Origin of the sequence: Planococcus sp. SSTMD024, from assembly GCF_041320495.1 — a bacterium.
Lineage (GTDB): Bacteria > Bacillota > Bacilli > Bacillales_A > Planococcaceae > Planococcus.
Genome location: NZ_JBGGNS010000022.1, coordinates 1,112,926 through 1,120,834, shown reverse-complemented (window position 1 = coordinate 1,120,834; position 7,909 = coordinate 1,112,926). Strand labels below are relative to the sequence as shown.

The 7,909-nt window shown below is 50.9% G+C and carries 9 protein-coding genes; 4 read left to right on the top strand and 5 right to left on the bottom strand.

Features of this window, described 5'->3' with window-relative positions:
* Positions 1–116: 116 nt before the first annotated feature.
* On the bottom strand, positions 117–422 hold the full coding sequence (locus AB9R92_RS14235) for a hypothetical protein (RefSeq protein ID WP_370670084.1): 306 nt from the start codon (positions 420–422) through the stop codon (positions 117–119).
* A 90-nt stretch (positions 423–512) separates the two neighbouring features.
* Entirely contained in the window at positions 513–1,163 is a 651-nt protein-coding gene (locus AB9R92_RS14230) for a LytTR family DNA-binding domain-containing protein (protein WP_370670083.1), read from the bottom strand.
* Between the two features lie 180 nt (positions 1,164–1,343).
* Here AB9R92_RS14230 and aceA point away from each other — a divergent pair, with 180 nt between their 5' ends.
* Genes aceA through AB9R92_RS14215 form a run of 3 tightly spaced genes read left to right on the top strand, consistent with a single transcriptional unit; the run spans position 1,344 to position 4,381 of the window.
* Positions 1,344–2,636, top strand: coding sequence for an isocitrate lyase (gene aceA / locus AB9R92_RS14225; RefSeq protein ID WP_370670082.1), 1,293 nt, complete (start codon positions 1,344–1,346; stop codon positions 2,634–2,636).
* Positions 2,637–2,641: 5 nt separating this feature from the next.
* Positions 2,642–4,234 (top strand): malate synthase A, encoded by a 1,593-nt coding sequence (aceB, locus tag AB9R92_RS14220; RefSeq protein WP_370670081.1) that lies wholly within the window; start codon positions 2,642–2,644, stop codon positions 4,232–4,234.
* Positions 4,235–4,252: 18 nt separating this feature from the next.
* Positions 4,253–4,381 carry a YhfH family protein gene (locus AB9R92_RS14215; protein ID WP_194098862.1) on the top strand — a complete coding sequence of 43 codons (129 nt, stop codon included), beginning with the start codon at positions 4,253–4,255 and terminating at the stop codon, positions 4,379–4,381.
* Between the two features lie 45 nt (positions 4,382–4,426).
* Here AB9R92_RS14215 and AB9R92_RS14210 read toward each other — a convergent pair whose 3' ends face one another.
* Positions 4,427–4,720, bottom strand: a complete 294-nt coding sequence (locus tag AB9R92_RS14210; protein ID WP_370670080.1) for a hypothetical protein — start codon at positions 4,718–4,720, stop codon at positions 4,427–4,429.
* A 127-nt stretch (positions 4,721–4,847) separates the two neighbouring features.
* Between AB9R92_RS14210 and AB9R92_RS14205 the strand changes: the two genes are divergently transcribed.
* Positions 4,848–5,507, top strand: coding sequence for an HAD family hydrolase (locus AB9R92_RS14205; protein ID WP_370670079.1), 660 nt, complete (start codon positions 4,848–4,850; stop codon positions 5,505–5,507).
* A 30-nt stretch (positions 5,508–5,537) separates the two neighbouring features.
* Here the strand turns inward: AB9R92_RS14205 and AB9R92_RS14200 are convergent, their stop codons facing one another.
* On the bottom strand, positions 5,538–6,641 hold the full coding sequence (locus AB9R92_RS14200) for an ABC transporter permease (protein ID WP_370670078.1): 1,104 nt from the start codon (positions 6,639–6,641) through the stop codon (positions 5,538–5,540).
* Positions 6,638–7,897 (bottom strand): ABC transporter permease, encoded by a 1,260-nt coding sequence (locus AB9R92_RS14195; protein WP_370670076.1) that lies wholly within the window; start codon positions 7,895–7,897, stop codon positions 6,638–6,640. Before AB9R92_RS14195 ends, AB9R92_RS14200 begins: the two co-directional genes overlap by 4 nt.
* Positions 7,898–7,909 lie beyond the last annotated feature (12 nt).

Sequence of the window (7,909 nt, the reverse complement as noted above, 5' to 3'; positions counted from 1 at the left end):
AAAAACACCTCCGATTTCAGTACTTGTGGTAAGTGTACCATCTCGAAGGTGTTTTATAGTGTCTCATTTTACTGTGTTAGTCTATTTCTTCAACGGCTTTTTTATATGGAAGAAACTTATACCCACCAGCTCCAAGAAACGACGAGCGCGATGATGGAGACAACGATCGCGGCAATGACTGCCATGGAACGTTCCCTCCGGACCAACATCGAAGTGATGCCGGAAAGGAGTGCGACAACAAAGGACGCAAGGGACATCAGCAGCAGAAACGTCAAGAGCAGGTTGTCGGACATCTCCCCCTCAAACGCCAGCGGCAACTCCTGGAATGCACCGGCAAGGGCAATAACCAATGCCAACAATAATGGGACGACCGTGAAGACAACGGAAATATTGCCGAGCTTTGATTTAGGCCAAATTGTCATATCAGCCTCCACCTTTCCCCGCATTTTACGTTCTGCATAGTGTATTCCACTTGACTTCCCCATTTCCTGCCGAACGCATTGTAAAGATTGTTAAAATCCGAGCCGGCTGCGCACCTCGGCTGTGTAGTTTTGGCTGACGGGAATCGTCGAGCCGTCGCGTAAAGTCAACACATAATTCGACGCGATGTCTTTTGCGATTTCTTCTATATAATGCACGTTGACGATAAATGAACGATGGACGGTCAGGAAATAGTCGGGCAGTTGTTCTTTCAAGTTCTTTAATGTATGGCTCGCACAATATGAATCTTCTTCTGCATAGAACCAGGTTTTCTTTTGGCTGCTTTCGATATGGGATACTTTCTCTACGGGGACTGGGCGCCAACTGTCATCTTGTTTGCCAGTCAAAAAGGCAAGCGGCTTTTTTCTGCCGACCACATAATCCGGCGGCAAAGTGATGACCAGCACCGCCTCCCGGTCATCGATGGTGATCGGATAGCCGATGCCGTAATAAGCGGATCCAAGGACCGCTTCTTCGACATACATTTCGACTTTGCGGCCTTCTTTTGCGACGCGTGCCGCGATGGTGCCGGATGATACCGGTTGCCCTTCTTTAATGGAGAGATCGTGGACCCCGGCTTTATAGTAGATATACTGATTATCGGCCGCAACCGCGATCGACGCCTCTTTCGGAATCCAGTCCCCGATGATGAATCCTACCTGTTCCAGTACAGTGTTTGCCATAGCCATTTCCCCTTTCAAGTCCATTCATCCGAATATTCTGCCTTTTGTCCGCCCATACCGGCTTTTGTCATTTTTTCAGGACAGGCTGAATATTCTGTTATATATTAATATACATCAAAACAAACTGTATTAATACAGTTGATTTTAAAAAATATTTTACACCGGAAAGGGATGGTTGGAATGGTAAACAAACAACAGCAAATCGAGGAATTGAACAAAGCATGGCAGGAAGATAAACGCTGGGAAAACATCGAGCGTCCATATACAGCGGAAGATGTCGTCAAACTCCGCGGATCGGTCATGATCGAGCATACACTTGCAAAACGTGGTGCAGATCGCCTCTACCGCCAGATTAACGAAATGCCTTTCGTAAACGCTCTCGGCGCACTTACCGGCAACCAGGCAGTGCAGCAAGTGAAAGCCGGGCTTCAAGCGATTTACTTGAGCGGCTGGCAAGTAGCAGCGGATGCGAACTCCGCAGGCCAGATGTACCCCGACCAAAGCTTGTACCCGGTTAACTCGGTTCCGGATGTTGTCCGCAAGATCAACCGTGCATTGCAGCGTGCAGACCAAATCGATAGCGTTGAAAACACAGAAGGCTTCGACTGGTTCGCGCCGATCGTAGCGGATGCTGAAGCAGGCTTCGGCGGGCCGCTTAACGTATACGAATTGATGAAGTCGATGATCGAAGCTGGCGCAGCTGGCGTCCACTTTGAAGATCAACTCGCTTCCGAGAAAAAATGCGGACACCTTGGCGGCAAAGTATTGCTGCCGACTCAAAACGCAGTGAAAAACCTAGTCTCTGCTAGACTTGCAGCTGACGTGATGGGTGTCCCGACACTGATCATCGCCCGCACGGATGCAGATGCAGCGGATTTGATCACGAGCGATATCGATGAGCGCGACCACCAGTTCATCACAGGCGAACGCACACCGGAAGGCTTCTACCGCACAAATGCCGGCATCGACCAGGCGATTGCACGCGGCCTTGCTTACGCACCATACGCTGACTTGATCTGGTGCGAAACGTCCCACCCGAACTTGGAAGAAGCACAGCAATTCGCTGATGCGATCCATGCGCAGTTCCCTGGCAAGATGCTTGCATACAACTGCTCGCCTTCATTCAACTGGGCTGCGAAGCTTGATGAAGAAACCATTGCGAAATACCAAGTCGAACTTGGCAAGATGGGGTACAAATTCCAGTTCGTTACGCTTGCCGGTTTCCATGCACTCAACCACAGCATGTTCGAATTGGCTTACGATTACAAAGACAACGGCATGGCCGCTTACTCGAAATTGCAGCAAGCTGAATTCGCTTCAGAATCGAAAGGCTACACAGCAACGCGCCACCAGCGTGAAGTGGGTACTGGCTACTTCGATGAGATCTCGCAAATTGTCTCTGGCGGAACTAGCTCAACGACGGCGATGCAAGGGTCGACTGAAACTGAACAATTCCAGACAGCGAAAGGGTGATTTGATTGCTTACGAAATCGAATGTACAGATTACAGGTGAAGCGGTTCCAGGCATGGAGGAAATCTTGACTCCTGAAGCGCTGGAGTTCATTGAAAAGCTGCACACTCGTTTCGACAAGCGTCGAATCGAACTTCTGGAGAAACGCCAGGTGCGCCAAAAAGAACTCGATAGCGGCAAAAAGCTCGATTTCCTTCTTGAAACGAAAGAGATCCGCGAAGGGGACTGGAAAATCGCTCCCCTTCCGGAAGATATGAAAGACCGCCGAGTGGAAATCACCGGCCCGACCAACCGAAAAATGCTCATCAACGCGCTGAACTCCGGCGCGAAGATGTTCATGGCGGATCTCGAAGACGCGACAGCGCCAAGCTGGTTCAACGTTATCGATGGACAGGTCAATTTGCGCGATGCGATACGCCGCCAAATCGATTTTACGGCTCCTGAAACCGGCAAGAACTATGCGCTGAATGAAAAAACGGCAGTCTTGATGGTGCGCCCGCGTGGCTGGCACCTGCCGGAGAAAAACCTGCTCATTGATGGAAAGCCGACTTCCGGCAGCCTGGTCGATTTTGGGCTTTACTTTTTCCACAATGCGAAAGAACTGATTGACCGCGGCACCGGCCCTTACTTCTATTTGCCGAAGCTTGAGAGTCACTTGGAAGCCCGGCTTTGGAACGACGTGTTCATCTTTGCACAAGATGAACTCGGCATTCCGCAAGGCACGATCCGGGCGACGGTGTTGATCGAAACGATCATGGCGGCATTCGAAATGGACGAAATCCTTTACGAACTGCGCGACCATTCTGCCGGCCTCAACTGCGGCCGCTGGGATTATATCTTCTCTGTCATTAAGCGGATGCGCAACAATCCGGATTATATTTTCCCGGACCGCTCCCAAGTGACGATGACGGTGCCATTCATGAAGGCCTACACATCCCTCTGCATCAAAACTTGCCACAGAAGAGGTGCTCCGGCGATGGGCGGCATGGCTGCCCAGATCCCGGTCAAAGGCGATAACGAAGCGAATACAGCCGCTTTCAACAAAGTGGCTGAAGACAAGCGCCGTGAAGTGACGGACGGCCATGACGGCACTTGGGTCGCCCATCCTGGCATGGTCCAGACGGCGATGGAGCAATTCGACAAGTACATGCCGACACCGAACCAAATCGATAAACAGCGCGACGATGTCCACGTGACAGCGGAGCAATTAGTGGAAGTACCGGAAGGCTCGATCACTGAAGAAGGCCTCCGCTCCAACATCTCGGTCGGCATCCAGTATATCGCCTCTTGGCTCTCCGGAAACGGGGCTGCACCTATCAATAATTTGATGGAAGATGCAGCGACAGCGGAAATCTCCCGCTCACAAGTATGGCAATGGATCCGCCATCCGAAAGGCGTCCTGGAAGATGGCCGAAAAGTCGACGTCAGCTTGTTCCACGAAGCCATCGAACAAGAAGATGCGTTGATCAAACAAGCGGTCGGCGAACAGCGCTATAACACCGGACACTACGCGGAAGCCCGCGAGTTGTTTACAAGTCTCACGTTGCAAAGTGATTTTGCTGAATTCTTGACGCTGCCAGGGTACGAAAAACTAACCTAACAACTGGAGGAGATCACTATGAAAAACATGCAAACATTTGAGACGCGTACACGCAAAGAATGCCGGGAATGCGGTTGTGAAATTAAGGAACGCCGCGAATCGATCATCTATGAATGCGAACGCTGCATCGCGAATAAAGACGAATAGATAGTAAAAAGGGAGATCCGATTTCGGATCTCCCTTTTCTATCGATCATTCCTGGTTCGATGCTTCAATGCGGTAGCTTTCATCAGCTTCGATGGCGTTGAAGATATTGATATAGCGCATGCCTTGCGGCGAAGGTTCTTCTGGTGCTTCGTCTTCATCAAGGACTTCTTTGAGTGGTTGCTTGACCGGCTCCTCAACGGTCGCATCGTAATCTTCCATCAAACTTTGCAGTTCACCATAAGAGTCGATGCCTCTCGATTTTTTCACTTCATTAAACAGGCGGTCCGATTCGTCTTGCGTCAATTCAACGTAACCGACCGTGATTCGTTGCTTTGCCATGTCTACCCCTCCAGCTTCATTGTTTCCCTTCCATACCCTTGTGAAGAAAACGGCTAAACATGCTTGGTGAAAACTGGAGATTTCCGCTATGATGGAAACAGCAGGAAAATGAAAGTGGAGGGATTCTATGCGCGTCGCCATATTCGATTTCGATGGCACTTTATATGCAAAGGAAACATTTCAATTGATGATGAACCATTTAAAAAATCACCCGATTCATAATCGCCGATACCGCAAATTTTACCGCGCCATCATGCCGCCTTATATCGGCCATAAACTGAAGATTTATCCGGAAGCGAAAATGCGGGCCCGTTCTGTCCAGGCGTATCTCGCCGCACTCGAGACTTTTTCGAAACAAGAGCTGGAAGAATACTTTGGCGAAATCGCCGAGCTCATGCACGATGATTTCAACCACGAAGTCGTCGAGCGCCTGAAACAGCATGTCTCCAATGAAGACTACTGCATGCTTGTCTCCGGCGCATTCACGCCGCTCTTGCATGCCGTGACGAAAGAATTACCGATCGAGAAAATCATCGGCACGGAAGTTCCTTACGAAGCGGATATTCTCGACCATAAAACACCAGTTGTCCATATCCAGGGACCGCTCAAAACCGAGAAAATCTTGGAAGCACTCGGAAATGAAACGATCGATTGGGATAATAGCTATGCTTACGGCGACAGCCTGTCAGACGTGCCGGTGCTGGAACTTGTCGGCAACCCGGTCGCTGTTCGCCCAGAAGCCCGCCTCCGCGCGCTCGCCTCTGAACGCAACTGGGAAATTATCTAAAAAAGAATCGCACATAGCGATTCTTTTTTATTATGAGGCGCTGCGCCATTCCATTAGACGGATGGCCATCGCCATGCAGATGCTGCCGAAACCAAGGAGCAGCAATAGTGGCATCGCGACCGCCTGCAGGCCGTTACCGTAGACGGCGACACTCGTTAACGCCTGCAAGCCATATGTGATGGGCAATGCTTTCGATAGTGCCAGCAGGATTTCATTGGTCACCAGCTCAATCGGCCAGAACGCACCGCCAACCATCGCCATCCCCGTCGCGACAATCGGAATGACAGCGCCAAGCTGCTGCGGCTTAGTAATGAGCGAGATAATCAACAGCCCGAGCGCGACGATGGAAAATGTATAACATGCCGCAATGGCGATCAATAGCCAGAACCGGTCCCCCAGCTCAAAACCGAACGCAAAGCGGAACAACAAGAAGATAAGCGTAATCTGGGAGAACCCGATCAAAAAACTATACCCGAGATGGCCCAGATACATCTGCCATTTCCGGACCGGTGAAATAATCATCCGGCTCCACGTTCCCGTTCTCTTTTCATCCACGATGCGCAACAGGCTGAACATGATCGTATAAATGACAAAGAATAAAGTCATGCCAAACAATAGCTGGAGCTGCCCATTGTATTGAAAACTGTCGCCTTGCCCTTGCAGCGATTCGACCTTAAGCGTCAACGCCGGCTCCGCCAATGAAGATTCCATCTCTGCCCTGATCCCTGGCGTTGTCTGTTGCGCCTTTTCCAAGCGCAATTCTTCTGAATAGATGCGGCGCAAAAACGAATCCAAGGCAAAACGCGCCGGGTCTTCCCTGCCGACAAGCAAACGATAATCGGCCTCAAGCAAGTTGACCGCTTGCGAGACATCGCCTTCCGCTACATACGAACGAGCTTCAGATTCGGCCATTAATTCAAACTGGAATTGATCTCCGCCGTTCAAGCGCTCAAGCCACGTTTGCGCCCTTAGCTCATTCATCGATTCATCGGCATAAACCGGTATCGTTTGCGGTCCGCTTTGCCCTCCTGCCGCTGTAACGGAGACGAAAATAACGGTCAGCCCGAACATCGCCAAAACGAGCAAAGGTTTTCGGTAAAAACGGCGCCATTGCAATAAGAACACAGCTTTCATGCCGCTCCCCCCTTTCTCGGAAATAGAGCGAGTGCCATAAGCAAAAATACCGCTGCCACGACCGCAATCCGCATGAGCGGACCTGTCAACTGGCCGAGATCCGGTTCCAATAACCAGGAAAAATAGGCGGATAGCGCCGCACCGTTCGGAGTCCAATTGCCGATCGCGCGAAGCAGTTCCGGCATGCCGTCAAGCGGCATAAAACTGCCGCCGACAAATGCCATCAGGGAAATGACGCCGCCAGAGAAAATCGCCGGCACGGCATCGCTTTCAAGCCTCAATGTTATAGCGACCATTAAAGCGGCGAGACAGCCGACCGCTGATGCCAGTGTAATGGAAATGATGGCGATCCCCGACCAAAAAGTCCAGGAATCAGCTGCGAAGGTCCGGAACAATAGCGCCGATAAGCTGAACAGCAAGGTGAGCTGTACGAATACGATTGCCGCGGCGGCGATGGCTTTGCTGCTTAAATACAGCAGCGGCGAGCGGTTCGACAAACGGATGCGGTCAAAGACCATTTGTTTTTGTTCCATGTTCGCCTGCCCAGCGATCGTGGATCCGACAAAGAGTACGAACATGACCGCCATGCCGATCGTATAATATTGGAACGAAGTTATCGGCTCCCGTGCGGTGATTGTTTCGATGCCGCCGGATACTTCCGCTGCTGATTCCTGTCCTGACAGCCTGGAGATCGAAGCTTCAAAATTCACGGTGCGTACAAATTCATTGAGGATGGAATCAAGGACATCCGTTTGCGGCGATGATAAATCCGCTGCCAGCAATTCAATTTCACCGCCTGAACTTTCGCCGAACAGCATATTCCTCAAGGAATCCCGCGTAAACCCTTGCGGCAAGGTGATAACGGCATCTACGGTTTCTTTCTCCAGGCTTTCTTGCGCCTGCACCCGGCCCATCCGTTCGACCGTTACCAATTCACTCAAATTTTCATCTTCGAGAAGCGAGACGAGCATCGTTTGCGGGCTGGCCGATTCAGCCGCTTGTTTGAGTGCCTGTGCTTGTTCTGGCGGCAGCCCCATTTCCCCGATTTCGCTCTGGATCGATGCGACTGCCTGCGCTTCGTCTTCTTCTGACACTAATGCGATGTCCATTTCCAAAGCTTCCAAATCCCCTGAAAAAATGCCGCGCAACGAAAAGCCAAGAATGGCAATGAGCAAAAAAGGCATAGCCAAAAGAATCAACAGTTCGGAACGGTCGCGGAGCAATAGCATGATGTCTTTTATTAGAAAAGCGCCCATAATGCTCCCTCC

Bases quoted from the DNA above. Each gene is read 5' to 3' on its own strand.
- AB9R92_RS14215 (WP_194098862.1), top strand. From the start codon at position 4,253: ATGAAAAACATGCAAACATTTGAGACGCGTACACGCAAAGAATGCCGG.
- AB9R92_RS14195 (WP_370670076.1), bottom strand. From the start codon at position 7,897: ATGGGCGCTTTTCTAATAAAAGACATCATGCTATTGCTCCGCGACCGT.
- AB9R92_RS14210 (WP_370670080.1), bottom strand. From the start codon at position 4,720: ATGGCAAAGCAACGAATCACGGTCGGTTACGTTGAATTGACGCAAGAC.
- AB9R92_RS14205 (WP_370670079.1), top strand. From the start codon at position 4,848: ATGCGCGTCGCCATATTCGATTTCGATGGCACTTTATATGCAAAGGAA.
- AB9R92_RS14200 (WP_370670078.1), bottom strand. From the start codon at position 6,641: ATGAAAGCTGTGTTCTTATTGCAATGGCGCCGTTTTTACCGAAAACCT.
- aceA (WP_370670082.1), top strand. From the start codon at position 1,344: ATGGTAAACAAACAACAGCAAATCGAGGAATTGAACAAAGCATGGCAG.
- AB9R92_RS14235 (WP_370670084.1), bottom strand. From the start codon at position 422: ATGACAATTTGGCCTAAATCAAAGCTCGGCAATATTTCCGTTGTCTTC.
- AB9R92_RS14230 (WP_370670083.1), bottom strand. From the start codon at position 1,163: ATGGCAAACACTGTACTGGAACAGGTAGGATTCATCATCGGGGACTGG.